Source organism: Janthinobacterium sp. PLB04, assembly GCF_021165895.1.
GTDB lineage: Bacteria > Pseudomonadota > Gammaproteobacteria > Burkholderiales > Burkholderiaceae_D > Janthinobacterium > Janthinobacterium lividum.
On the sequence record NZ_CP088968.1, the window covers coordinates 6,267,816 to 6,293,002 of the forward strand.

A 25,187-nucleotide genomic window follows, 5' to 3' on the forward strand; every position below is an offset into this window, starting at 1 on the left:
TTCTGGCCAAAAGCGCTCTATTTTTCCCACACGAGCTTGTTCCAGGTCACGCCTAACGTGACATCCGTTTTCAGTGCCACTAACTTTCTTGAAAGATACAGTATTTCCCGCTCTTTTCGCAGGCTTTCGCCCAGCGCGCCGGGCAAAATCCCCGCGCCAGCCATCACGGCGTCGATATTGCCGTAGGCGCGCAACAGTTTCGCGCCCGTCTTCAGGCCGATCTTCGACACGCCGGGGATGCTGTCGGTGACGTCGCCCATCAGCGCCAGCAGGTCGGGCAACAGTTCCGGCGGCACGCCGAACTTTTTCTCGACCCAGGCGTGATCGTGCCAGACACCCTTGAAGTGATCCCATACCAGCGCGCCGTGGGCGATCAGGCCGTGCAAATCCTTGTCGGTGGTGGCGATGACGGCCGCGCCGCGCCCCTCGTGCAGCCAGCGCATGACGGCCGTGCCGATCACGTCATCGGCTTCGACCTCGGGAATGCTGACCACGTGCATGCCGAAGCTGGCCAGCGTGGCGTAAAAGCCGGGCAAGGCGTCGCGCAGCACCTGCGGCATGGGCTGGCGTCCCTCGCGGTAACCGGCATACAGGGCGTGGCGCCAGGTCGGGCCGCCAAAGTCGAAGGCCGGCAGGATGTGCGTCGGCTCGTGGTCGTTGATGAGGGTGCGGAACGACGACAGCGCATGGCGCAGCGCGATCTCCGCCTTCAGGTCGGAATCGGGTTCAGGACTGGCTTCGTAGACGCGGCGTACGATATTCAAGCCGTCGATAGCGAGGAGTCTGGCCATGCGGTAAGTGGATACTGGTTGAATCGGGCATTTTACCGTATGGTTCCCCGCACATCAGGCTTGAATGCCGCTTATTTGGCGAAATCGTAGGGCCCGCCTTTTTCCAGCGCGCGCTGGTAGGCCGGGCGCGCATGGATGCGCTGCAGGAAGGCCGTCAGCTTCGGCAGGCGCTCGTCGAGTCCGCCGCGCATGGCCGCCGCTTCCAGCGGAAAGCTCATCTGGATATCGGCCGCCGTGAATTCATTGCCGGCAAACCATTTGGTTTTCTCCAGCTCCGCTTCCATGTAGGCCAGCTGGCTGTTGATATTGGGCAGGATGAAGCTGCTCTTGACCTTGCCGGCGATGCCGCGCGCGATGGGTTTGACGAAAAACGGCATCGGCGACGATTCGACCTTGTCGAACACCAGCTTCATCAGCAGCGGCGGCATGGCCGAGCCTTCCGCGAAATGCAGCCAGTAGGTCCAGCGCAGCTTGTCAGGTGTGCCCGCCGCCGGTATCAAGCGGCCATTGCCGTAGCGCTCGACCAGGTAGTCGATGATGGCGCCCGATTCGGCGATGGTGTTGGCGCCGTCCGTGATCACGGGCGACTTGCCTAGCGGATGCACGGCCTTCAGCGAGGCGGGCGCCAGCATGGTCTTCGGGTCGCGCTGGTAGCGCTTGACCTCATAGCCGAGGCCCAGTTCCTCGAGCAGCCAGAGCACGCGCTGCGAGCGCGAGTTGTTCAGATGGTGGACGACGATCATGGTTTTCCCGTTAGGCGATGGTTGAGTTCCAGTATAGCCGGGACGGCCGGATCGGGTCGGCACAAGCGGATCGGCGAAAAAATTGCGAAAAACAGTATTTTCAATTGATAACTTTTCAATATTCCCTTATCTTGTTTTGTTTCCAATAAGTAAGGAAACCCCTGTGGATTTCGACGCAAACAACACTCCTCCCCGACAAGAAGCCATCACCTTCAGCGCCACCGGCAGCGAATACTTCCGTATCTGGATCGTCAACCTGCTGCTGAGCATCGTCACCCTGGGCATTTATTCCGCCTGGGCCAAGGTGCGCCGCAACCGCTACTTTTATTCGAGCACCCACCTGGCGGGCGGCAGCTTCGAATACCACGGCAACGCCGTGGCCATCCTGAAAGGCCGCATCGCCGCCGTGGTGCTGATCGCCGGCTACAACATCGCCTTCCAGGTCTCGCCCGTCGTGGGCTTGCTGATGTTCGTGCTGCTGGCAGCCATCCTGCCCTGGCTGGTCTGGAAAAGCCTGCAATTCAAGCTGTACAACACCAGCTACCGCGGCATCCGCTTCGGCTTTGGCGGCAGCGCCAGGGAAGCCTACAAGTACTTCCTGTGGCTGCCCATCCTGAATACCTTCACGGGCGGCCTGATGACGCCTTTCCTGCACCAGCGCCTGAAGCGCTTCCAGCACACGCAAAGCCGTTTCGGCGCCACCCATTTCAGCTTTGACGCCACGGTCGGCAGCTTCTACAAAACCTATTTGCTGTTCTTTGCGCTGCTGCTGGGCGGCTTGCTGGTGCTGATTTTCGTCGTCTTCGGCAGCGTGTTCGCCTCGTTTGCGGCCAATGCGAATGACAAGACCAAGGTTGGCAGCCTGCTGTTTGCCATCGGCGCCTTGTACCTGTGGGCGTTCACCGTGCTGCCGCTGTTCCTGACCATGATCCAGAACCTGATCTGGAACCACACGCGCTTGCAGCGGCACCAGTTCCAGTCGCAGCTGACATGGGGCCGCACCACCTTCGTCATGCTGAGCAACCTGCTGGGCATCGTCGTCACCCTGGGCCTGTTTACGCCATTCGCCCATGTGCGCTGGCTGAAATACCGCCTGGAAGCGACCTCCATGCTGGTGCATGGCAGCCTGGACGAGTTTGTCGCCGCCACAGGCCAGCAAGTGTCGGCCACGGGCGAAGGCATGGTCGACCTGCTGGACTTCGACCTGTCGCTGTAGCATGACGCTCGATCACGACGCGCCGGGCGCGGCCCCCGTGCCCGCGCGCTATTTCGACGGCCAGACCTCGCGCCTGTACCACGTCACGCTCAGCGTGCGCGATGGCATGGCCGTGCTGGCCGGCGACATCGAGCGCAGCTGCCCGCTGGACGAGCTGCACGTGTCCGAACGCAGCAGCCATGCCGTGCGCAAGGTCAGTTTTGCCGATGGCGCCTACCTGGAAATCGCCGACCAGGCGGCCTTCAACAGCCTGCTGCACGACACGGGCCACCGCGACGGCTGGGTGGTGCGGCTGCAGCAAAGCTGGCGCGGCGCCCTGCTGGCCACCGTGGCGACCATCGTGGCCCTGTGGCTCAGCTATCAATACCTGCTGCCGCTGGCGGCCAAGGGCATCGCGTATGCCCTGCCGCAGTCGGTCGAACGGCAGCTGGGCCAGGGCGTGCTCGACATGCTGGACCGCCATGTATTCGCGCCCAGCCAGCTCGATGGCGCGCGCCAGCAAGCGTTGCGCGCCCAGTTCGCGCGCCTGGCCACGCCCGGCGACAGCACGCCCGCGCACCGCATCGTGTTTCGCAAGAGCAAGATCGGCCCGAACGCGTTTGCCCTGCCGTCCGGCGACATCGTGCTGACGGACGAAATGATCGAACTGCTGCCGGACGACCAGGCCATCATGGGCGTGCTGGCGCACGAGCTGGGGCACCTGCAGCAGCGCCACCTGACGCGGCGCATCATCCAGACCTCGGCCGTGGGCGCCGGCGCGGCGCTGCTGTTCGGCGACGTCTCGACGGTGGTGGCCACCCTGCCGCCGCTGCTGCTGGACTTGAAGTATTCGCGCGATGTCGAACGCGACGCGGACGACTACGCGATCGCCATGCTGCGCCAGAACGGCATCCCGCTGGAACACCTGGCGCAAGTATTTGTCGCCCTGGGCAAGCTGGACCACGGCACGCCGTACCTGTCGAGCCATCCGGCCAGCGCCGAACGGGTCGAGCGCATCCGCGCCGCACAACGGTGATCCTCACGCGGCGTCCACCGGGCGCCGCGTTCTTTCCCACCAGCACGTTCCGTGAATCGAAGGTAGACTCATCAGTTATCAGTCTGACTTCCCCGGAGTGCCCATGCACCTAGTACCATTTCGCTACCTGACCTTCATTGCGACGGCAGCCATCTTTGTCCTGTCCCTGTTTTACTATGATCATTACTGGCTGCCCGTGCTGGCCGGTGCGCTGACCCTGGTCGGCATCAGCGACCTGCTGCAAACGAAGCGCGCCCTGCGCCGCAACTACCCCATCCTCGCCCACTTCCGCTTCTTTTTTGAGAGCATCCGCCCCGAAATCCGCCAGTACTTCCTGGAAAGCGACAGCGAAGCGACACCGTTCTCGCGCAGCCAGCGCAGCATCGTCTACCAGCGCGCCAAGGAGCAGACGGACAAGCGCCCGTTCGGCACCCAGCTCGACGTGTATGAAGCAGGCTATGAATGGATCAACCATTCCATCGCCCCCGCCAAGGTGACGGGCCACGACTTCCGCATCGAGATCGGCAACCATCCGGACTGCCCGCGTGCGAAACCGTATTCGGCCAGCGTCTTCAATATCTCGGCGATGAGCTTTGGCGCCCTGTCGGCCAATGCCATCCTGGCCCTGAACGGCGGCGCGCGCAGCGGCGGCTTCATGCACGACACGGGCGAAGGCAGCATCAGCCCCTATCACCGCGAAAACGGCGGCGACCTGGTGTGGGAAATCGGCTCCGGCTACTTCGGCTGCCGCAACCAGGACGGCACGTTTTCGGAAGAGCGCTTCATCGCCAACGCCAGCTCGGAGCAGGTGAAAATGATCGAGCTGAAAATGTCGCAGGGCGCCAAGCCGGGCCACGGCGGCGTGCTGCCCGGGCCGAAAGTGACCATCGAGATCGCCACCACGCGCGGCGTGATGGTGGGCGAGGATTGCGTCTCGCCGGCCGCGCACAGCGCCTTTTCCACGCCGCTGGAAATGCTGCACTTTATCGACCGCCTGCGCACGCTCTCCGGCGGCAAGCCGACGGGCTTCAAGCTGGCCATCGGCCACCCGTGGGAATTTTTCGCCATCGTCAAAGCCATGCTGGAAACAGGCATCACGCCCGACTTCATCGTCGTCGACGGCAGCGAAGGCGGCACGGGCGCGGCGCCCCTGGAATTCACGGACCACGTGGGCACGCCGCTGCAGGAAGCGCTGGTGCTCGTGCATAACACCCTGGTGGGCGCCAACCTGCGCGAGCGGATCAAGATCGGCTGCTCGGGCAAGATCATCACGGCCTTCGACATCGCCCGCCTGCTGGCGCTGGGCGCCGACTGGTGCAATTCGGCGCGCGGCTTCATGTTCGCACTGGGCTGCATCCAGTCGCAAAGCTGCCACACGGACCGCTGCCCCACGGGCGTGGCCACGCAAGACCCGCAGCGCCAGCGCGCGCTGGTGGTATCCGACAAGATCGCCCGCGTGGCGCACTTCCACCAGAACACCATGAAGGCGCTGGCCGAGCTGATCGCCGCCGCCGGCCTCGCGCATCCGCAGGAACTGCGCCCGCACCACCTGGTGCGCCGCATTTCGCCGAACCAGGTGAAACTGGCGTCGGCCCTGCTGCCCTTCCTGGAAGCGGGCCAGCTGCTCGACCCGAGCCAGCTGCCTCAGCTGCCGCCCGTATTCGGCCTGTACTGGCCCATGGCGCAAGCGGCATCGTTCCAGCGCCTGGATTAAAGCCGGCATTGCGCAAGTGGAGTAATACCACTTAATAACCACTTGCGCAAAAACCCAAATCCAATACAATACCAAAACAAGTACAAAACCAAGGCAGCTTGTCCGGTGACCGCCACGATGCGCCACCACGGTGCCAGAATACGTATGCCGTCGTCACAATACATACCGGAGGAGTTGCAGCATGGAGCAGGGTTTGCGCGAGAAAGTAGGACAGTTGTTCATGGTGGGTTTCGACGCCCTGCAGGCGGACGAGCATATCAAGACCTTGATACGCGAAAAGAAGGTGGGCGGCGTGATCCTGTTCCGCCGCAACGTGCACACGCCCGCGCAAGTGTCCGCCCTGTGCCGCGAGCTGCAGGAGATCAATGCGGAAGTGTCCGACATTCCGCTGCTGATCTCCATCGACCAGGAAGGCGGCATGGTCATGCGCATCGAGCAGGGCGTCACGCCGATTCCCGCCGCGATGGCCTTCCAGGCGGCCGGCTCCATCGACGACTGCGAACGCATGAACCAGATCAGCGGCGATGAAATGCGCCAGGTAGGCATCAACATGCTGCTCGCCCCCGTGCTGGACGTAAACAACAACCGCAACAACCCCGTCATCGGCGTGCGCGCGTATGGCGAGGATGCCGCCACCGTCATCGACTACGGCATGGCGGCCATGCGCGGCCAGCGCGCCAGCGGCGTGGCCGTGACCGCCAAGCACTTCCCCGGCCACGGCGACACGGCCATCGACACGCATTACGCCATGGCCCTGGTGCCGCACGACAAGGAACGCCTGCGCGCCGTGGAACTGGCGCCCTTCCGCGCCGCGATTGCCGGCGGCGTCGACGCCATCATGACGGCGCACGTGGTCTTCCCCGCCTTCGAGGCCGACACCAGCGTACCAGCGACCCTGTCGAAAGGCGTGCTGACGGACCTGCTGCGCGGTGAAATGGGCTACAAGGGCGTCGTCATCACCGACTGCCTGGAAATGGCGGCGATTGCCGACGGCATCGGCATCGCCCAGGGCGCCATCGCCACCCTGCAGGCAGGCGCCGACATCGTCCTCATCTCGCACCGTGAAGCGCAGCAGACGGCCGCCATCGACGCCGTCATCGCCGCCGTGGAGCGCGGCGACATCGCGCTCTCCCGCATCGACGCGGCTTGTGCCCGCGTGGCTGAACTCAAGCGCAACCGCGCCGTGCGCGACTGGCGCACCCGCCCCGTCACGCCACCGGCGCTGATGCAGCCAGCCGCCATGGCCCTGTCGCAGCTGCTGCAAAAGGCCGCCTTGCGCGTGCAGGGCGACTACCGCCCGCTCGACGCCAGCCTGCCCGTGACCCTGCTGACGGTGGAAGTGCGCTCGCGCAGCGAAATCGACGAAGTGGCGCTGGGCCGCAACAAGGAAGCGCGCAGCTCGATGCTGCCGGCGCTGCTGGAAGCGGGCCTGGACGTGCGCGAGTACGCCTTGTCGGCCGAGGCGCTGGACGACGAAGTCAACGAGGCCATCGCCTTTGCGCAAGGCGCGCAGCAAATCGTGCTGCAAACGTATAACGCCATGTTCGTCGGCGGCCAGCGCCGCCTCGTCGACGCCCTGCCGCACGATAAACTGTGGCTGGTGGCGGGCCGCCTGCCCTACGACCTGGACCTGGCACCTACGGCGCAAGGCCGCCTGGCCGCCTTCGGCTGCCGCCCGGCCGCGCTGGTGCCCGTGGTGGAAAAACTGGCGGGCAAGGCGTAAAGCCACGCCCCCCTCCTGCACGTGCCGGGCCTTGCCCGGCATTTTTTATGCCGCGTCGCAATCGAAGCGCACGCCCGTCATCTGTTCGCTCAGCGCCCATAGCCGGCGCGCCTGCCCGGGATCGATGGCCCAGCGCCGCACGCCCGGCCCCATGCTGTCGTCCTCCACCAGGGGGGCGATATCGCCATCCTCGCAATACACGCCGCCCATGCCCTCAAGCTGCGCGCTGGTGGCGCACCAGACGGTGGTGGCCGCTCCCTGCGCCACATTCTTGAAACCCGACTGCGGCGGCGGATTCACCTTGCCATCCTCATCGAGCGCACCCACGCGACGCAAGTCGTCGAAGTCCAGGTGGCGCACCAGCGGCGTCAGGATGGCGCCCGGATGCAGCGAGTAGGCGCGCACGCCGTGCGCCGCGCCGCGACGGTCCAGTTCCACGGCAAACAGCGCATTGGCGCTTTTCGACTGCGCATACGCGCGCCATTTGTCGTAAGGCTGGCGCAGGAAATGCGGGTCATCCAGGTCGACGCCCGCCTGCCGGTGTCCCAGCGACGACACGCACACCACGCGCGCGCCCTGCGCCTGCCGCAAGGCGGGCCACAGGCGCGCCGTCAGCTGGAAATGCCCCAGGTGATTCGTCGCGAACTGCGCCTCGTAGCCGCGCGCATCGCGCAGCAAGGGCGTGGCCATGATGCCGGCGCCGTTGACCAGCAGATGCAGGGTGCGGCCGGTGGCAAGGAAGGCGGCCGCGAATGCGTCGATCGATTGCGGATCGAGCAGGTCGAGCGCAGCGACCTCCACGCCGGCGATGCCGGCCAGGGCCGCTTGCGCCTGATGCTGGTCGCGCGCCGGCACCAGCACCCTGGCACCGGCGCCGGCCAGCACGCGCACCGTTTCCAGCCCCAGGCCCGACGCGCCGCCCGTGACGATGGCCTGCACGCCGGACAGGTCGCGGCCGGCCAGCACCTCGCTGGCGGTCGTGGCCGCGCCGAAGCCGGAATGAAGGGGAATTTGCCTGTGATCGCCGTATGTCATGTCTGCCTCTGCATGTGGGTGGCCAGCGCGGGATAGCTGGCGACATGCTTATTTTGCGCGAGCCGTTCTGGACGGTGAATGGCGTAAAATCTTCAATACTATCGCCATCGTCCAGAATTGCCGCCACCATGGATTTGCTCTCCGATGTACTCTCGCTGTTTGATACGCGCAGCTCCTACTTTGCCGGCCTGAAGGCGGGCGGCGACTGGGCCATCGACTTTCCGCCGCCGGACGGCATCAAGTTCAACGCCGTGATCGAAGGCGCTTGCTGGCTGACGGTCGCGGGCATCGACGCTCCCGTGCAGCTGCAGACAGGCGACTGCTTCCTGCTGGCGCCGGGACGCGCATTCACCCTGGCCAGCACGCCCGGCTTGCCGGCCGCGCCAGCGCTGGAAGTGTACCGGCACACGCAACAGGGCGTGGCCCGCCACGGCACGCCGCAGCACGATTTCTTCCTCATCGGCGGACGCTTCCACTTTGGCGACGAAGCGGCCATCCTGCTCGACTGCCTGCCGCCGCTGCTGCACGTGCGCGGCGATACGGACCAGGCCAGCGTACTGCACTGGGCCTTGCAACGGCTGGCACAGGAACTGCAGGCGACGGCGCCCGGCGCGGCGCTGATGACGCGCCACCTTGGTCACATGATGCTGTTGCAAATGCTGCGCCAGTATCTTGAAGCGCAGGCCTCGCACCCGGTGGGCTGGCTGTTCGCGCTGGCCGATCCACGGCTGCGCGCCGCCATCGAGGCCATGCACGCGCAACCGGCGCGGCGCTGGACCTTGTCGCAGCTGGCCGCCGTCGCGGGGCAGTCGCGCTCCGCCTTTGCCTTGCACTTCAGGAAGCGGGTGGGCGTGACGCCGCTCGACTACCTGCTGCGCTGGCGCATGCGCCTGGCCACGCGGCGCCTGAAGGGCGGCAGCGCACCCATCACCTTGATCGCACAGGCACTGGGCTACGATTCCGACAGCGCCTTCAGCCACGCCTTCAAGCGCGTCATGGCCTGCTCGCCGCGCCAGTACCGGCTGCGCCACGCGGGCGGGCAGGCGTAAAAAAACCCGCGCTTGCGGGTTTTAATAGTACAAGGTCAGCGCGCCGGCACCGGCGGCAAGGCTGCCACCGCCAGCAAGGCAAACGGTCCGAGGAACAGGCCGATGCCGAACCAGAGTCCCCCGTGGCGGCCGCGCCGGCTGGCCAGCAGCCAGGTGGCGACCGCAAACAAAAACATGAAGATCAACAGTATCGCCATTGCCACTCCTTGCCATGCGGAAAGCCCAGTGTAGCCCACGGGCGCGCCCGTGGCTACACTGAAATTATCGCTGCACCTGCATCAGAATCACGCGCTTGCTGCTGCCGTCGGCCGGCGGCGTGGCGGACGGCGGCGGCGGGCTGTCGCAGGAGCCGCAGGAACCGCAGCCGCTGCGGCAGCCCGGCGCCACCTTGAAGAAGGTCGACAGCTTCGCCTCATCGAGGCCGCAGCGCACCAGGCCGCGCACGATGGCGCGGCGCACGCCCGCCGGCAGGTACTTGGTCGAAAAATGCAGCAGCGCGGCTGCGACGATCAGGGCGACGATGAGGGTTTGCCACATGGTTTTCTCCTAAGCGCCCAGCATCAGGGCGACGCGGTACGTGATGAACGAGGCGGCATACGCCAGGGCGAACATGTAGCCGGCCATCAGCAGCGGATAGCGCCAGCCGCCCGTCTCGCGTTTCACAACGGAGAGGGTCGACAGGCACTGCGGCGCAAACACATACCAGGCCAGCAAGGAAAGCGCGGTGGCCATCGACCACGAATGGGCGATCAGCGGTTCCAGGGTGGTCGCCAGCGCATCGCCCGTTTGCGACAGCGCGTACACGGTGCCCAGGGCGCCGACGGCCACTTCGCGCGCCGCCATGCCCGGCACCAGCGCGATGCAGATCTGCCAGTTGAAACCGATGGGCGCGAAGATCACTTCCAGGCCGCGGCCCAGGATGCCGGCCAGGCTGTAGTAGATCGGCGGGTGGATCGCATTGTCCGGCGGGCCGGGGAAGGTACTGAGGAACCACAGGATGATCATCAGGCTCAGGATGATGGTACCGACGCGCGTCAGGAAGATCTTCGCGCGCTCCCACAGGCTGACGGCCAGGTTGCGCAAATGCGGCCAGTGATAGGCCGGCAGTTCCAGCATCAGCGGCTGGTTGCCGCGCACGCCCATGCCGCGCTTCATGACCCAGGCCACGGCCATGGCCGAGATGATGCCGGCGAAGTACAGGACAAACAGCACCAGGCCTTGCAGGCTCAGATAGCCCCACACCTGGCGTTCCGGGATGAAGGCGGCGATGATCAGCGCATACACGGGCAGGCGCGCCGAACACGTCATCAGCGGCGCGATCATGATGGTGACCAGACGGTCGCGCGGGTTCTGGATGGTGCGCGCCGCCATCACGCCGGGGATGGCGCAGGCAAAGCTCGACAGCAGCGGGATGAAGGCGCGGCCGGACAGGCCTACGCCGCCCATCAGGCGGTCCAGCAGGAAGGCCGCGCGCGGCAGATAGCCGCAGTCTTCCAGCGCCAGGATGAAGAAGAACAGGATCAGAATCTGCGGCAGGAACACCAGCACGCTGCCGACGCCGCCGATGATGCCTTCCACCAGCAAGCTTTTCAGGTGGCCATCGGGCATGTTCGCCGTCAGCACGGCGCCCAGGTGGCCCACGCCATCGGTGATCATTTCCATCGGCGTGGCGGCCCAGGCAAACACGGCCTGGAAGATCAGGAACATCAGCACGGTCAGGATGATGGGGCCGACGATGGGATGCAGCACCACGTCGTCGATCTTTTCCGTCAGGTTGCCCTTGTCGCTCGTGTCATTGCTGACGGCGGCCAGGATGCGGCGCACTTCGCGCTGGGTTTCTTCGACGCTGACGGCATCGATGGCCGCCAGCGGTTTCGCTTCCACGACCGGCAGCGGCAGCATGGCGTCGATGGCGTTCAGCAAGGCTTTTTCGCCATCGTGCTGCACCGCCACGGTTTCCACCACGGGCATGCCCAGTTCCTGCGACAGTTTCACCGTGTCGATCAGCATGCCGCGCTTGCGCGCCACGTCCGTCATGTTCAGCGCCAGCAGCATGGGCAGGCCCAGGCGCTTGACTTCCAGCACCAGGCGCAGGTTCAGGCGCAGATTGGTGGCGTCGACGACGCAGATGATGGCGTCCGGACGCGGGTCGCCGCGGCGCAGGCCGCCCACCACGTCGCGCGTGATGGCTTCATCGGGCGTGGTGGCGGACAGGCTGTAGGCGCCCGGCAGATCGAGCACGCGCACGGGTTTGCCGGCTGGCGAGGTGAAATGGCCTTCCTTGCGCTCGATGGTCACGCCGGCGTAGTTCGCCACTTTCTGGCGCGCGCCCGTCAAACGGTTGAACAGGGCCGTCTTGCCGCAGTTCGGATTGCCCAGCAAGGCAATTTGTGGCTGATGCGGCGGCTTGTGCACGCCCGCATCCACGATAGTTTCGACAGCACCCATGGTCATTCCGGTTGAAGCAGCGGTTGAATCGTAATCAGCGCCGCTTCGAAGCGGCGCAGCGCGAACGTGGCATTGCCCACCTTGATGGCCAGCGGATCGCCACCGGGAATGCCGCGCTTGAGCATGCGGATACGTTCGCCGGGAACGAATCCCAGCTCCATCAGGCGACGGGGCAGGTCGACGCCGTCCTCCGTCTGTCCTGCCGTGTGGGGCGTGATATGCAACACCGTGCCGCTCTGGCCGACTGCCAGCGCATCGAGCGTCATCATGGGTGGAACTAGAGTCATGAGCAAATTCCGTTCAAATTAAGAACACCTGATACCGGCTGCGGCGCGTGGCGCCTTGCGCTGGTTCCAGGTTTGTGAGGTAAAACGCCACTGTTGCGCATTACCGACAAGCGGCCATTCCATCTGTCCAGACGGCAACCGTCCGAGACAATACCAGCATTATAAACATGAATGCGAATAGTTTTTATTTAGCCCGGAGAGCCGCCCCCATCAAGGGCTGCGACATGCGCGCGAATCTCATATCAAGCTGCGGCGCCAGGCTGCCAAGTGCCGCACACTTGATCAAAATCGCTTGCATTGTCCCCCACTTTGCGCGACAATGAAACGTAATGATAATGATTCTCATTAAAACACTAGCAACAATGCTTACCAGCACTAGTGTCTGTTCATCCTCCAGCCAGAAGGTGTATCAATGATTGTATGTGTCTGCAACAACATATCTGATCGTGAAATCCGTCAAGCCGTCGATCTTGGCCTGTCCAGCATGGCCGAACTGCGTCGCGACCTGGGCGTGGCCACCTGCTGCGGCAAATGCCACACCTGCGCGCGGGAAGTGCTGAACGATCACCTGAACGCCACGGTGGCGCTGCAAGAAACCGTATTGATGCGAGCTGTACTGACAAACTAAAGAAAGCGATAAACGCCATGACGATGATGCCCCCGCCCGTAACGGTGCAGGCCGTGCAGCAATTTGCCGACTTCGACAAGAAGCGCAACAAATTCGCGCCGCTGATGGCCATCGTCGTCCTGCATCTGGCCGGGTTCTACGCGATCCAGAGCGGCTTGCTGAGCAAAGTCGTCACGGCGGCCATGCCGACCATCACCACCATCAGCATCATCGCCCCGCCGGCGCCGCCCAAGCCGCCGGCGCCATCCGTACCGAAAACCGTGGAATTGAGCGCTCCCGTGCCGCGCGCCGTGATCCCGCCGCTGCCGCTGATCGCCGTGGCACCGAGCGAGCCGACGATCACGCCGCCGCAGCCGACGCGCGCCGAAGCGGCACCCGTTGCCACCGCCGCGCCGACAGCGCCATCGACACCGTCGCCGACGCCACCAGCGCCGTCAACGCCGCGCACCGTCAGCAGCGTCGAATACATCAAGGCACCGCAACTGATCTACCCGAATCTGTCGCGCCGCCTGGGTGAAAGCGGCACCGTGGTGCTGCGCATCCTGATCAATGAAAAGGGCTTGCCCGAGCAAATCCTGATCCAGAAATCGACCGGCTACAACAACCTCGATGAAGCGGGCCGCCAGGCCGCCCAGCGCGCGCTGTTCAAGCCGATGATCGAAAACGGCAAGCCCGTACCTGTCTACGTTCTAGTACCGCTGACCTTCCAACTGAGCTAGCCTTCCGGCGGCCCCTGCGCCGCTGCCAGCCCGCAAGCACCGCACCGCGTGCCCTGCTTGCTTTTTTGCGCCCTGTTTTTAGTCAAGCGATTTGCTTGTTTCAGTCTGCCAGCCTACATCCCCGGGCCAGGCAGACTTTTTTTTGGGGGTCAGACCCGAGGGGGAATGGGCCCCAATGGGGCCCATTCCGCTCGCGCAGCGACTGACCCTTTTTACATCTCCGCCCACATCCGCAGCAGGTTGTGATAATGCCCCGTCAAGCCCACCGTCGCCGGTGAATCGCCGTGCTCTGCGCGCACGCTCTGGATGTTCTGATCGAGCTCGAACAGCATGCTGCGCTTCCAGTCCTCGCGCACCATGCTTTGCGTCCACAGGAAGGAGCAGATGCGCTCGCCGCTGGTGACGGGCAGCACCTGATGCACGCTGCTCGACGGATACACGATCACGTCGCCGGCCGGCAGTTTCACTTCGTGCGTGCCATACGCATCGACCACGACCAGCTCGCCGCCTTCGTACTCGTCCGGCTCGCTCAGGAAGACGGTCGACGAGACGTCGGCGCGCATCGACTGCATGCCGTTCTTCGGCGTGCGGATGGCGCCGTCGATATGCAGGCCATAGTGCTCGCCACCCGCATAGCTGTTGAAGAATGGCGGCAGGATGCGCAGCGGCAGCACGGCGGCAAAGAACAGCGGATTGGCCATCAGCGCGCGGCTGACGATCTCGCCCAGCTCCAGCGCCAGCGGCGAACCCTCGGCCAGCTGGCGGTTGCGCTTGACTTGCGCGCCTTGCGCCCCGACGCTGGCGCGCCCGTCGACCCAGTCCGTCTGCGCCAGGCGCTGGCGAAACTGCGTGACCTGTTCCGGCGTCAGCACGCCGGGTATATGCAGCATCATCTTGCTATCCTTTTTCAGTAAACATCGCTGCCTGATTATCGCATCGCCGGCAGCGGCCAAGAAGACACAAAAGCAAGAACGGACCAACATTTCCCGCCTTTTCAGCGCGGCCATGCGCGCGCGCCAGCGGCAGCAAAACAGCACAGGGAACGCGAATGAGAATGGCCTTCATTTTCCTTAACAAATAAAAAACGGAAAAATGTGGCAATCCATTTGAGAATGGGTTTTATTCGCACGATATTTACGTTAAAAAGACGGAAAAATGCCGTTTACCGCCCGAAATCGCGCATATTTTGCGCTATCATGCGGGCATAGCGAAACCGGCAACCTGCGCGCCACCAGGCAGCCCGAGCCACCCGGCAGTGAACGCCAGCAGCCTCCGGTTTCATCATCGAACGCACTACAGAACAAAGGAAATCCCATGAAGGGCGATAAAGAAGTCATCCGCATGCTCAACGCACAGCTCACCAACGAACTGTCGGCCATCAACCAGTACTTCCTGCATGCGCGCATGTACAAGCACTGGGGCCTGGAAAAGCTGGGCAAGAAAGAATACGAAGAATCGATCGGCGAAATGAAACACGCCGACAAGCTGATCGACCGCATCCTGATGCTCGACGGCCTGCCGAACCTGCAAGCGCTGCACAAGCTGCTGATCGGCGAGAACACGCCGGAAATGCTGGAATGCGACTTGAAGCTGGAACGCGCCGCGCACGCCACCGTCAAGGAAGGCATCGCCATCAGCGAAAAAGCGGGCGACTACGTCTCGCGCGACCTGTTCCTGATGATCCTGGAAGACACGGAAGAGCATATCGACTGGCTGGAAACGCAGATCGACCTGATCGCCAAGATCGGCATCCAGAATTACCTGCAAAGTCAGATGGCCGTCGAAGAGTAATGAGGACACCTGCCAAAACCTACTGCGCGTCGGCATAGGCGGCCTGCGATGCTCACCGTACTAGAGTACGGTTGCGCTTCTCGGCCACCTCTTCCTTCCGCTCGCTACGGTTTTGTCAGGTGTCGTAACATCGTTGGTGGAACAAGAAAAACCGGCAATTGCCGGTTTTTTTACGCCTGTACTTAGAGCCGTCCAGCGCCCTGGCGCCCGTTCAATTTGACGAACAGCACCGCCACCGCCGCGCACAGCAACAGGGCGCCGGCCAGCCGGATGACGTTCTCCGGATTGCCGCCCAGCCAGCTTCGGTAATACAGGGGCAAGGTGAAGATCTGGATGATCATCGGAATGACGATGAACATGTTGAATATGCCCATGTAGACGCCCGTGCGCTCGGGCGGAATGCAGCCGGCCAGCATGATGTAGGGATTGCCCATGATGCTGGCCCAGGCCAGGCCCACGCCCAGCATGGGCAGCAACAGCAGCGCCGGGCTGTGGATCAGCGGGATGCTCAGCATGCCCACGCCGGCCGCGCACAGGCACAGGCTGTGCATGCGCTTGGGGCCGAAGCGGCGCGTGAACGGCACCAGCGCAAAGGCAGCGACAAAGGCGACGAAATTATAGAAGGCGCCCACCTGCCCGTTCAGCAGGCCCGCGTCGCGAAAGCCTTGCGACGCCGGATCCGTCGTGTGAAACAGGGTCGCCGCCAGCGACAGCGCAATGTACTGCCAGTAGCAGAACATGGCGTACCACTGGAACAGGTTGACGATGGCCAGCTGCTTCATCGTCGGCGGCATGTCGCGCAGGGCCGCGCCGATATCGGCCAGCGTGTGGCGCCAGCCCGGCGGGCGGCTGCGGATGGCCGCCAGTTCGGCCGCCGTGAGGGGGTTTTCTGGCGTCGTCTTCAGGGTCCACAGCACCGAGGCGAGGGAAAAGACGGCACCGATCAGGAAGGCGGCGATGACGATGTGCGGGATATGGCTGCCATTGACGGCATCCTTGTTCATGCCCAGCATGACCAGCAGCGACGGCGTCAGGTAGGCCAGCGTTTGCCCCAGTCCCGTAAACGCGCTTTGCGTGAGAAAACCCAGCGAGTGCTGCTTCTTGTCGAGCTTGTCGCTGACAAAGGCGCGGTACGGCTCCATCGTCACATTGTTGGCCGCGTCGAGTATCCACAGCAGGCTGGCGGCCATCCACAGGGTGGGACTGAACGGCATGGCCAGCAGGCCCAGGCTGCACAGGATGGCGCCGATCAGGAAGTACGGCGTGCGGCGGCCCCAGCGCGTCACCGTGCGGTCGCTCATGGCGCCGATCAGCGGTTGCACGAGCAGCCCCGTCATGGGACCGGCCAGCCACAGGTACGGCAGGCTCGCTTCATCGGCGCCCAGGTATTTGTAGATGGGGCTCATGCTGCTTTGCTGCAGACCAAAGCTGAACTGGATGCCGAAAAAACCGACATTCATGTTGACGATCTGCCAGAACGACAGATGCGGACGGTGCGCGGTGGCGTCGCTCATGCTGGTTCCCTTTCCAGCCACAGCATATGCCATGGCTGCAGGCCCACGGTGCCGGCCAGCACGCTGCCATCGAGGCTGTTGCGCCATTCGCCCGCGGGCAAGGTGAAACGCTGGCTGGCGCCGCTGAAATTGCTCAGGTTGAGAAACGCGTCGCCGCGCAGCAGCGCCAGCACGGCCGGCGTGTCGGCGGGCAGCACGCTGCGCGGCGCAGCGGCGGCCAATGGCGGCAAGCGCCCGCGCGCGTCGATCAGCTGACGCAGCGCCAGGTACAGCCGGCCGCTGGCGCTCACGCCATCGTGGCGCCATGCCAGCAAGCTGTCGTCGAACGCGGGACGCTGCAGCCAGCGGCTGTCCATCGCCCGGTCGGCGCGCTGCGTGTAGCTGTCGTCGTTGGTCATGCCCAGTTCATCGCCCATGTACAGCACCGGCAAGGCGCCAAAGCTCAATGCCAGGCCATGCAGCAGCAGCAGGCGCCGCAACGCGTATTCCTGCTCCTGCACCGTGGTGGCGCTTTGCAGGCCGGCCAGCGAGGCGGCCATGCCGTTGCTGCCATGCGCCTTGTCGGCGCTGCTGCTCTGGAAGGCGGCGCCGCGCGCATAGCTGCCGGGCGCACCCGCAAAGAACTGCGCAATGCGCGCCAGGCGCGCCGGCCCGTCCGCGCCCGCCTCATTGAGCAGCACGTTCCAGCCGATGTCGTCATGGCAGCGCACATAACTGAGCCAGCTTGCGGCCGGCGGCAGCGGCGGCGTGGCGGCGATCACCTGCCGCAGCAAGTCCGTGCTTTCCTCCGCCAGCGCGCCCCAGCCGGCGGCCATCAGACTGCTGTGATAAGCGATATGGCATTCGGGCGCGCTATCGCTGCCAAAGTAGGCGGGCAGCTTGGGTGTGGGCACGATGGCTTCGGCCTTGAGCAGCACGCCAGGCGCGACGATGGCGGCGATGGCGCGCAAGGCTTGCAGCAGGCTGTGGGCTTCGGGCTGGTTCATGCAATCCGTGCCTTCGCGCTTCCACAGGAAGGCCGTCGAGTCGAGGCGGAACACCTCGATGCCCTTGTTGGCCAGTCCCAGCATGGCGCCGGCCATGGCAGCGAAGACGGCCGGATTGGCGTAGTTCAAGTCCCACTGATAGGGATAAAACGTGGTCCAGACCCAGCGCTGGAGCTCCGGCACGAAGGTGAAATTGCCCGGTGCCGCCTGCGGGAAGACCTGGCCAACGGTGCGCTCGTAACGGTCCGGCTGTACGCGGTCGGGATAAGTGTGGAAAAAATCGCGCAGCAGCGGATCGCCCGCCTTGGCGCCCAGTGCCCACGCATGGTCGTCCGCCACATGGTTGAGGATGAGGTCCGAGCACAGGCTGATGCCGGCCGCGCGCAGCTGCGCCGTCAACGCCAGCAAGTCGGCATTGCTGCCCAGCGCAGGGTCGACTTCCTCGAAACTGGCGACGGCAAAGCCGCCATCGCTTTCGCCGGCACGCGGCCGCAAAAACGGCAGCAAATGCAGATACGTCACGCCCAGTTCGCGCAGATGGGCAATGCGCGCGGCCACGCCCTGCAGGCTGCCGCCGAAGCGCTGCACGTAGGCGCTGTAACCCAGCATGGACTGGCTGGCAAACCAGTCCGGCTGCGCTTCGCGCTGCGCATCCTGCCGCAGCAGCGCCGGTGCGCGCGCCGCGTACAGCCGTCCCACGCTTTCCATCAGGTCGCCCAGCCAGGGCAGGAAGTCCGGCCGCTGGCCATACAGGCTGCCCAGGCGGTCGAGCAAGACCGCCTCCTGGCGCGCATAGCGGCGCGCCGCATCGTCGCGCAAGTGCGAGGGGATCGGCGCCAGCAGGCGCGCCAGGGGGCTACGTATCGACATCATGAATCCTATCCTTGCTTAAAATGCGTATTTCAGGCTGACCTTGACGGCGCGCCCCGTGATCGAGCGGGCCGCGTGGCCATCGCCCTCGACTTCCGTATAGCCGATCTTGTTGAGCAGATTGTTCGCCGTCAGCGCCACCTGCATATGCGGCGTGAGCTGGTAATTGACGAAAGCGTTGAGCACCTGGTAGGCGGGCAAGGTGATCGTGTGCGCATCATCACCCCACGACTTGCCCGTGCCGACCAGGCTGGCGCCCAGGGTGGCAGGTCCCCATTCATAGGTGGGCGCGAGCTGGTACACGACACGCGCCTGGCGCCGCGGCGTATTGCCGATCAGCGCCACGTCGGCCGCGGCCGTGCCCGTGATCTCGGCATCCGTGAACGTCAATCCGCCATTGATGCGGAAGTCGCCGGCGCTGTAGGCCGCTTCCAGTTCCACGCCCTTCGCTTCATAGCTGTTGGCCGTGCGCAGCTGCGTCGTCGCCTCGTAATTGCTTTCCTTCGTCTTGGCCTGGAACACGGTGACGAAGGTACTCAGGGGCCCCCGCCGCCATTTCACGCCGCCTTCGAGCTGGCGCACGGTGTTGATCGCCACCGGCACGCTGCCATCCAGGGGCGTGCCGAACAGGATGCGGTCGGCATTGAAGGCCACGCCTTCGCTGACGCGGGCAAACACGGCCAGGTTGGCTTGCAGCTTGTAGTTCGCGCCCAGCGAGTACGAAGTATGGCCCAGGGTGTAGTCGACCTGCTGCACCGTCGACGGCAGATAGGCTTGCGCGCCGGTGGCCTGGTTGGCCGTGCCACTGGCGTGCTGGCGGTCGCGCCGCAAGCCGCCGTCGAGGTTCAGCGCGCCGCTTTCCCAGGCCAGGTTTACGTAGGGCGAAGTCGTGCGATATTCCATGTCGACGGCGCGCGAACAGCAGGCGCCGAAGGCCGGGCCGATGTAGCCGGGCGTGCTGCTCGCCGTTTGCAGCAGCGCCGGCTGGTCGCCCGTGGCCTGCAGCAGGTATTCATTGAAATTCCAGGTCAGGCCCAGCTTTTGCTGCGACAGGTACAGGCCGGCCGTGGTGGTCAGCTTGCCGCTGTCGAGCACAAACGTCTTGGCCAGCTTGGTATCGCTCAGGGTATTGCTGGCGTCGTCGATCGAGGTGTTGAACACCACGGCGGAAAACGCGCGCCCCGTGTAGGGCTGGCCCCGGTTCGGGCCGCTGGCAAACACGTAGCTGCCGTCGCTGCCGTTATTCGACGGGAAGACGCCGATGAAGCGGCCCGAATTGTCGGCATAGCGGAAGTTTTCGCTCACGCTCCAGCCCTGTCCCAGCTTGAACGATGCTTCCAGTCCCACGGTGTCGCTCTTGACGTGCAGACCGTCGTTGACGCGGGTGGCCACGCGCTGGTTAGCCTTGTTCAGCACCATGTCGGGCACCCAGTACGGCGAATAGAAACTGGCCTTGCGCGGGTCGATGCCGGCGACTTCAGTAATGCGGCCATTGCGCACGCTGACCGGCACCGGCAAGGCCGTGGGCGACTGGTCGTCGAGGTGCTTGAACGACAGGCGCACGAAGCCGCTGTCGAATTCATGCGTGACATTGCCGCGGATCTGGCCGCCCTTTTCGCTGTTGACGCCACTATGGCGGATGCCTTCTCCCGTGCGCCAGGAGCCGCCGATGAAGAAGCGCGTGCGCTCGGAAACCGGCGCGCCGTAATCGAAATCCACGCGCGTCTGGTCGTAGCCCAGGCCCCGGCTGAGCGCCACGCTGCCGCCCTTCTCCTTGCCATTCTTGCTGATGAAATTGATGATGCCGCCCGGCGAGTTGGTGGCCAGGGTGGAGGCCGAACCGCCACGCACCACTTCTAGGTGGTCGAGGGTGGAATCGATCTTGACGAAGCTGTCGGGCGTGGTGAAGTTGAAGTCGCCGAACTGCAGCACCGGCAAGCCGTCTTCCTGGATCTGCACATAGCGCGCGCCGCCGGCGGAAATGGGCAGGCCGCGCACGGTGATGTTGGCATTGCCTTCGCCGCCCGAGGACTCGGCCCGCAAGCCCGGCACCGAGCGCAGGACTTCGGCGGCGCTGGTCGGCGCGTTGTGCAGGATGGTGTCGAGTTCCATGCTGCTGACGGAATTGCTCGATTTCATTTTGGACGTGCCGCCGGTGGTGCCGGTGACCACGATGCGTTCCAGGTTCAGGCCATCGGCGGGGGCGGCGCTGGCGGTGTCGCCGGCCGATTGCGCCTGGGCGGCGCCCCATTGCAGCAGGGCCAGGGCGACGGCTGCGGCCATGCAGCCGCGTTGAGCAGTACGTGTCTTCATCTTGTCTCCAGTGTTGTATGCCGATACATCGAGGTATCCGCTTGTTATGAGTCCTGGCCGCCGCATGCCGTGGCGCGCTGGCTGAACCGGTACGTCATTATTCAACGAATAAGAATTTATTGCAATCGATTGCAATAGAGCGCTGCAACATGGAATTTATGTTGTTTTTAAGGGAGCGCTACGGGCAGTAAAGAAGGAAGCAGGCGGAAATTGATACGAGGGCAGGGTTTTCATGCTGCCATGCAGCATGAAAATAGCGGGGAATTCTGAAATTATTGCAATCGGTTGCAACCGCGCTTTAGCGGCCCGAGGCGCGTACGATCAGCTCGGTTGGCAATTGCCGGGATGGCGCAGGCGCGCCATCGACCAGCGCCAGCAGCGAGGCCACCAGCGCGCGCCCGGCGGCGCGGATCGGCTGGCGCACGGTGGTCAGCGGCGGGTGGAAATACGCGGCCAGTTCGATATCGTCGTAGCCGACCACGGCCACCTGTTCCGGCACGGCCACGCCACGCGCGCGCAAGGCGCTGATGGCGCTCATGGCCAGCAAGTCGCTGCAGGCAAAGATGGCGTCGAACGGGAGCTGGCGATCCAGCAGTTCCTGCACGTCCGTCGCGCCGCCCTGCGGCAGGAAGGAGCCGGCCACGTACAGTTGCGGATCGGGCGCCAGTCCGTGCGCGGCCAGCGCCTGCGCATAGCCCTGGTGGCGCTGCGCCACCTCGGGCAGCTTGGCGTCGCCAAAGAAGGCGATGCGACGGCGTCCCGCCGCCAGCAAATGCTCCGTGGCCAGCCTGCCGCCGGCGACGTTGTCGCCGCCAACGGTGCAATACAGCTGCTGCGGCAATTGCGCGCCCCACACGACGATGGGCACCTGGCGTGCGGCCAGCTGGTTCAGTTGTTCATGGTGGCGCCACTGGCCGATCAGGATGATGCCGATCACGCGGCCGCTATCGAAGGACTGGGCGGCCGCATCGAGCGTTTCCGCATCCACGCGCGAAATGAGCATGTCGAAGCCCTGCTCCGTCAGCGCATCGGCCAGGCTGCCCAGCATGCTCAGAAAGAAAGGATCGGACAGGTGCTGGCGCGTGGCCGCGTCATACGGCACCACCACGCCCACCGTGCGGTTCTGTTTCAGGCGCAGGTTTTGCGCGCCGATATTGATGGAGTACTTGAGCGAACGGGCCAGCGCGATGACGCGCGCGCGCGTCTCTTCATTGACCAGCGAACTGCCGCTCAGGGCGCGCGACACGGTGGACGTGGACACGCCGGCCAGGCGCGCGATATCGGCCATCTGCAGGCGCTGCTGCGCCTTCGAATCGGTACCGGTCATCGTACGCTCACTGCGGCACGGTATCCTTGAACGACTGTCGCTCGGACAGTTTGTCGAACAGGCGCGCCAGCGCAGGATGGTCCGCGCGCCAGTCGATTTCCGGGAAGCGGAAGCTGAGCCAGCCCAGGGTGCAGCCCACGGCCACGTCGGCCAGGGTGTAGTTCTTGCCGGCGCAATACGCGCTCTCGCCCAGGCGTGCTTCCAGCGCCGCCAGGCCCAGGGTGACTTTTTCCAGCTGGCGCGCGATCCAGGCCGCGCTTTGCTGCTCGGGCGGGCGCTGCGTGCGCTCCAGGCGCACCAGCACGCCAGCGTCGAGGATGCCGTCGGCCAGCGCTTCCCAGTTCTTGATATCGGCCCGCTCGCGGCCATTGCCGCCGGCCGGCAGCAGCTTGCACACGGGCGTGAGCGTGTCGAGGTATTCGACGATGACTTTCGAATCGATCAGCGTGCTGCCATCCTCCATCACCAGGCAAGGCACTTTGCCCAGGGGATTGGCCTGGGCGATGCGGGTTTCCGGCACCCACACGTTTTCCAGCTCGAAGACATAGTCGAGCTTTTTTTCCGCCAGCACGATACGGGCTTTGCGGACATACGGGCTGGCGAGGGAACCGATCAGTTTCATAGGTACTTTAAGGTAAAGGAGCAGCAAGCAGTATAGCATCGGCGGCAGCGGTGTTTGGCAGCACGCGCCCGGCGGCCCCCAGTGTGTGGCAGGCACGCCGCATCGGGGCCGGATTCGGCCAAATTGCGGTGCGCCGGCGGCCGACGGACGGCTGGCCAGCGGCCAGCGGTGGTAAAATCGCCCTTTACTGTGGCGCCGTCAGTGTTGCTGTATTGCAATAGCCCTGCCCTCCCCGCGCGCCACACGCCAACCGTTTCTTTAACTTGCGTCCGCTCTCATGACTTCTACTACTCCGTATTCCACGCTGTCGGCCCTGTCTCCGCTCGATGGCCGCTACGCCAGCAAGACCGATCTGCTGCGCCCGATCCTGTCCGAAGCCGGTTTCATGCACCACCGCGTGAAAGTGGAAATCTCCTGGCTGCAAGCGCTGTCGCAAGCCGGTTTCGCCGAAATCAAGCCTTTCTCGGCCGAAGCGAACGCCCTGCTCGACAAGATGGCGAGCGATTTCTCGGAAGCCGACGCGGCCCGCATCAAGGCCATCGAAGCGGTCACCAACCATGACGTCAAGGCTGTCGAATACTGGCTGAAGGAACAAGTGGCGGACGTGCCGGAACTGGTGGCGGCGTCGGAATTCATCCATTTCGCCTGCACCTCGGAAGACATCAACAACACCTCGCACGGCATGATGCTGAAAGCCGCCCGCGATGGCGTGATGCTGCCGGCATTGAACGGCCTGGTGGCCAAGCTGACGCAGATCGCGCACGACAACGCTGACGTGCCGATGCTGTCGCGCACACACGGCCAGACGGCCAGCCCGACCACCCTGGGCAAGGAATTTGCCAACGTCGTGGCCCGCTTGCAGCGCGCCGTGAAACGCATCGAGCAAGTGGAAATCCTCGGCAAGATGAATGGCGCCGTCGGCAACTACAATGCCCACCTGTCGGCCTACCCCGGCTTCGACTGGCCGGCATTCTCGAAGGCCGTCATCGAACAGCGCCTGGGCCTGGTCTTCAATCCGTACACCATCCAGATCGAGCCGCACGACTACATGGCTGAACTGTTCGACGCCTTCGCGCGCGCCAACACGATCCTGCTGGACCTGAACCGCGACATCTGGACCTACGTGTCGCTGGGCTACTTCAAGCAAAAACTGAAAGCGGGCGAAATCGGTTCGTCGACCATGCCGCACAAGGTCAACCCGATCGACTTCGAAAACTCGGAAGGCAACCTGGGCCTGGCCAACGCCGTCCTGAAACACCTGTCGGAAAAACTGCCCGTCTCGCGCATGCAGCGCGACTTGACGGATTCGACCGTGCTGCGCAATATCGGCGTGGGCCTGGGCTACACCCTGCTGGCCTATGACAGCTGCCTGCGCGGCCTGAACAAGCTGGAAGTAAACCACGCGCGCCTGGCGCAAGACCTAGACGCGACGTGGGAAGTGCTGGCCGAGCCCGTACAAACCGTGATGCGCCGCTATGGCATCGAAAACCCGTACGAGCAGCTGAAAGAGCTCACGCGCGGCAAGGGCATCTCGAAAGAAGCGCTGCAAACCTTCGTCAATGGCCTGGCCATTCCGCAGGATGCCAAGGACGTGCTCTTGACCATGACGCCGGGTAACTACATCGGCATCGCGGCGCAATTGGCCAAAGCCATCTAAGCAGTTTCCACATGGGGATCATGCGATCCCACTCCTGCGGGGCGGCCAGCACACAAATGCTGCCCGCCCCGCGGTTTTTCCGGCAATCTTTCTTGTAGAATCTCCAGCACGCAGCGTAAATTGCTTTTCTTTGGTATATTAGGCCAAATTAGTCCTAATACGTACTACTTTCAAGAAAGCCGTCGATGCAACGCTACACCACCACCGCCATCATCCTGCACTGGCTGACCGCCCTGCTGATCATCAGCGCCTTCATCATGGGCCTGGTCATGGTCGATATTCCCGGCCTGACGCCCACCAAGCTCAAATATTTCTCCTGGCATAAATGGCTGGGCGTGACCGTGCTGGCCATCGCCGCCATCCGCCTGCTGTGGCGCAAGGCCAACGTACCGCCGCCGCACCCGGCCAGCATGGTGGCCTGGCAAAAGAAGGCGGCCGACGCCATGCATGTGCTGTTGTACCTGCTGATCTTCGCCGTGCCCGTTTCCGGCTACCTGTACACGCTGGCCGCCGGCGTACCCGTGGTCTACCTGGGCCTGTTCCAGCTGCCCGTCATCATGGCGCCGAACCCGGAACTTAAGCCACTTTTAAAAGAGATTCATTATGTTCTGAACATGACGATGGCCGCCGCCGTGGCTGCCCATGTGCTGGCGGCGCTGAAGCATCAATTTATCGACAAAGACGGCGTACTTAAACGCATGCTGCCATAACACCGACTTCACCCTTGCTCACTGAAACT

23 protein-coding genes are annotated in these 25,187 nt (G+C 64.1%); 10 read left to right on the forward strand and 13 right to left on the reverse strand.

The annotated features are described in order from the left end of the window. Nucleotides 1-17 precede the first annotated feature (17 nt). On the reverse strand, nucleotides 18-791 hold the full coding sequence (locus LSO07_RS27745) for a 5'-3' exonuclease (RefSeq protein WP_034778849.1): 774 nt from the start codon (nucleotides 789-791) through the stop codon (nucleotides 18-20). Between the two features lie 71 nt (nucleotides 792-862). Beyond that, entirely contained in the window at nucleotides 863-1,534 is a 672-nt protein-coding gene (locus LSO07_RS27750) for a glutathione S-transferase (RefSeq protein WP_151097398.1), read from the reverse strand. A 163-nt stretch (nucleotides 1,535-1,697) separates the two neighbouring features. Between LSO07_RS27750 and LSO07_RS27755 the strand changes: the two genes are divergently transcribed. The 4 genes from LSO07_RS27755 to nagZ all read left to right on the forward strand — a co-directional run bounded on the left by LSO07_RS27755 (nucleotide 1,698) and on the right by nagZ (nucleotide 7,202). Continuing rightward, the gene (locus LSO07_RS27755) at nucleotides 1,698-2,750 is read left to right on the forward strand and encodes a YjgN family protein (protein WP_225317441.1); all 1,053 of its coding nucleotides are present in this window, start codon (nucleotides 1,698-1,700) and stop codon (nucleotides 2,748-2,750) included. A gap of 1 nt (nucleotide 2,751) precedes the next feature. After that, nucleotides 2,752-3,765, forward strand: coding sequence for a M48 family metallopeptidase (locus tag LSO07_RS27760; protein ID WP_092607240.1), 1,014 nt, complete (start codon nucleotides 2,752-2,754; stop codon nucleotides 3,763-3,765). A 103-nt stretch (nucleotides 3,766-3,868) separates the two neighbouring features. Next, nucleotides 3,869-5,479 carry an FMN-binding glutamate synthase family protein gene (locus LSO07_RS27765; protein WP_034778856.1) on the forward strand — a complete coding sequence of 537 codons (1,611 nt, stop codon included), beginning with the start codon at nucleotides 3,869-3,871 and terminating at the stop codon, nucleotides 5,477-5,479. A 181-nt stretch (nucleotides 5,480-5,660) separates the two neighbouring features. Next, complete coding sequence (gene nagZ, locus LSO07_RS27770; RefSeq protein ID WP_151097401.1) at nucleotides 5,661-7,202, forward strand: beta-N-acetylhexosaminidase; 1,542 nt, start codon at nucleotides 5,661-5,663, stop codon at nucleotides 7,200-7,202. A gap of 45 nt (nucleotides 7,203-7,247) precedes the next feature. Here the strand turns inward: nagZ and LSO07_RS27775 are convergent, their stop codons facing one another. Further along, a complete protein-coding gene (locus tag LSO07_RS27775; protein WP_151097404.1) occupies nucleotides 7,248-8,237 on the reverse strand; it encodes an oxidoreductase in 990 nt (329 codons plus the stop codon). A 44-nt stretch (nucleotides 8,238-8,281) separates the two neighbouring features. Here LSO07_RS27775 and LSO07_RS27780 point away from each other — a divergent pair, with 44 nt between their 5' ends. Continuing rightward, nucleotides 8,282-9,286, forward strand: coding sequence for an AraC family transcriptional regulator (locus LSO07_RS27780; RefSeq protein ID WP_231772997.1), 1,005 nt, complete (start codon nucleotides 8,282-8,284; stop codon nucleotides 9,284-9,286). Between the two features lie 35 nt (nucleotides 9,287-9,321). On the opposite strand, the gene LSO07_RS27785 is transcribed toward LSO07_RS27780, so the two are convergent. The 4 genes from LSO07_RS27785 to LSO07_RS27800 form a co-directional block, all read right to left on the reverse strand. After that, nucleotides 9,322-9,483: a hypothetical protein gene (locus LSO07_RS27785; protein ID WP_161784184.1), complete on the reverse strand. Its 162-nt coding sequence runs from the start codon at nucleotides 9,481-9,483 to the stop codon at nucleotides 9,322-9,324. Nucleotides 9,484-9,547: 64 nt separating this feature from the next. Continuing rightward, the gene (locus tag LSO07_RS27790) at nucleotides 9,548-9,823 is read right to left on the reverse strand and encodes a hypothetical protein (protein WP_151097410.1); all 276 of its coding nucleotides are present in this window, start codon (nucleotides 9,821-9,823) and stop codon (nucleotides 9,548-9,550) included. Between the two features lie 9 nt (nucleotides 9,824-9,832). Continuing rightward, nucleotides 9,833-11,734, reverse strand: a complete 1,902-nt coding sequence (feoB, locus tag LSO07_RS27795; protein ID WP_151097413.1) for a ferrous iron transporter B — start codon at nucleotides 11,732-11,734, stop codon at nucleotides 9,833-9,835. A gap of 2 nt (nucleotides 11,735-11,736) precedes the next feature. After that, complete coding sequence (locus LSO07_RS27800) at nucleotides 11,737-12,021, reverse strand: FeoA family protein (RefSeq protein WP_034778868.1); 285 nt, start codon at nucleotides 12,019-12,021, stop codon at nucleotides 11,737-11,739. A gap of 412 nt (nucleotides 12,022-12,433) precedes the next feature. Between LSO07_RS27800 and LSO07_RS27805 the strand changes: the two genes are divergently transcribed. Beyond that, nucleotides 12,434-12,649 (forward strand): (2Fe-2S)-binding protein, encoded by a 216-nt coding sequence (locus tag LSO07_RS27805; RefSeq protein WP_034745611.1) that lies wholly within the window; start codon nucleotides 12,434-12,436, stop codon nucleotides 12,647-12,649. Between the two features lie 17 nt (nucleotides 12,650-12,666). After that, entirely contained in the window at nucleotides 12,667-13,368 is a 702-nt protein-coding gene (locus LSO07_RS27810; protein WP_052139928.1) for an energy transducer TonB, read from the forward strand. Nucleotides 13,369-13,580: 212 nt separating this feature from the next. On the opposite strand, the gene LSO07_RS27815 is transcribed toward LSO07_RS27810, so the two are convergent. Beyond that, nucleotides 13,581-14,261 carry a Fe2+-dependent dioxygenase gene (locus LSO07_RS27815; protein ID WP_035822772.1) on the reverse strand — a complete coding sequence of 227 codons (681 nt, stop codon included), beginning with the start codon at nucleotides 14,259-14,261 and terminating at the stop codon, nucleotides 13,581-13,583. A 421-nt stretch (nucleotides 14,262-14,682) separates the two neighbouring features. Between LSO07_RS27815 and bfr the strand changes: the two genes are divergently transcribed. After that, nucleotides 14,683-15,159: a bacterioferritin gene (bfr, locus tag LSO07_RS27820; RefSeq protein WP_034778875.1), complete on the forward strand. Its 477-nt coding sequence runs from the start codon at nucleotides 14,683-14,685 to the stop codon at nucleotides 15,157-15,159. 182 nt (nucleotides 15,160-15,341) lie between these two features. Here the strand turns inward: bfr and LSO07_RS27825 are convergent, their stop codons facing one another. The 5 genes from LSO07_RS27825 to LSO07_RS27845 form a co-directional block, all read right to left on the reverse strand. After that, entirely contained in the window at nucleotides 15,342-16,673 is a 1,332-nt protein-coding gene (locus tag LSO07_RS27825) for an MFS transporter (RefSeq protein ID WP_151097416.1), read from the reverse strand. After that, nucleotides 16,670-18,532, reverse strand: a complete 1,863-nt coding sequence (locus tag LSO07_RS27830; RefSeq protein ID WP_225317442.1) for an alpha-amylase family glycosyl hydrolase — start codon at nucleotides 18,530-18,532, stop codon at nucleotides 16,670-16,672. The genes LSO07_RS27825 and LSO07_RS27830 overlap by 4 nt, the downstream gene beginning before the upstream one ends. A gap of 15 nt (nucleotides 18,533-18,547) precedes the next feature. Then, entirely contained in the window at nucleotides 18,548-20,842 is a 2,295-nt protein-coding gene (locus LSO07_RS27835; protein ID WP_151097419.1) for a TonB-dependent receptor, read from the reverse strand. A gap of 298 nt (nucleotides 20,843-21,140) precedes the next feature. Continuing rightward, nucleotides 21,141-22,169: a LacI family DNA-binding transcriptional regulator gene (locus tag LSO07_RS27840; RefSeq protein WP_070254744.1), complete on the reverse strand. Its 1,029-nt coding sequence runs from the start codon at nucleotides 22,167-22,169 to the stop codon at nucleotides 21,141-21,143. Nucleotides 22,170-22,176: 7 nt separating this feature from the next. Further along, nucleotides 22,177-22,791: a glutathione S-transferase N-terminal domain-containing protein gene (locus LSO07_RS27845; RefSeq protein WP_070281805.1), complete on the reverse strand. Its 615-nt coding sequence runs from the start codon at nucleotides 22,789-22,791 to the stop codon at nucleotides 22,177-22,179. A gap of 277 nt (nucleotides 22,792-23,068) precedes the next feature. Between LSO07_RS27845 and purB the strand changes: the two genes are divergently transcribed. Then, the gene (gene purB, locus LSO07_RS27850; RefSeq protein WP_034778887.1) at nucleotides 23,069-24,448 is read left to right on the forward strand and encodes an adenylosuccinate lyase; all 1,380 of its coding nucleotides are present in this window, start codon (nucleotides 23,069-23,071) and stop codon (nucleotides 24,446-24,448) included. A gap of 185 nt (nucleotides 24,449-24,633) precedes the next feature. Next, complete coding sequence (locus tag LSO07_RS27855) at nucleotides 24,634-25,158, forward strand: cytochrome b (RefSeq protein ID WP_151097421.1); 525 nt, start codon at nucleotides 24,634-24,636, stop codon at nucleotides 25,156-25,158. Nucleotides 25,159-25,187: the final 29 nt, after the last annotated feature.